The sequence below is a fragment of the Parendozoicomonas verongulae genome (assembly GCF_009711465.1).
GTDB classification, from domain to species: Bacteria; Pseudomonadota; Gammaproteobacteria; order Pseudomonadales; family Endozoicomonadaceae; genus Sansalvadorimonas; species Sansalvadorimonas verongulae.
Map to the genome: position 1 here is coordinate 392 of NZ_SMME01000533.1, position 284 is coordinate 675.

Consider the following 284-nt stretch of genomic DNA (forward strand, 5'->3'; position numbering starts at 1 on the left):
CTCCGGGCAAGCTTTTCTCAACGTCCATTAATTCCAGGAAGTAACGAATACTCAGATATAAACAGGTTTCAAACCCTGAAAACAACTGTTTATCGAGTTGCAGTCCATCAAACTGCTTCCATGCTCCCATTTCAGTGAAAACAGTTGCGAGACCCAGTTCGATCTCCTTGTCCTCAGAGGGAGTGTTCACCACCCCACCTGTCGCCCGAGTGCGCAGCCGGGTATAGATGTCCAAAGCCACTTGTAGATTGTCTGTGCCCCCCATAACCTGAAACAGTCTGCCC

1 protein-coding gene is annotated in these 284 nt (G+C 49.3%); it reads right to left on the reverse strand.

All coding sequences use genetic code 11. The features are described from left to right. On the reverse strand, positions 1-284 hold a 284-nt coding region (locus E1189_RS22795; RefSeq protein WP_230459947.1), incomplete at both ends, for a hypothetical protein.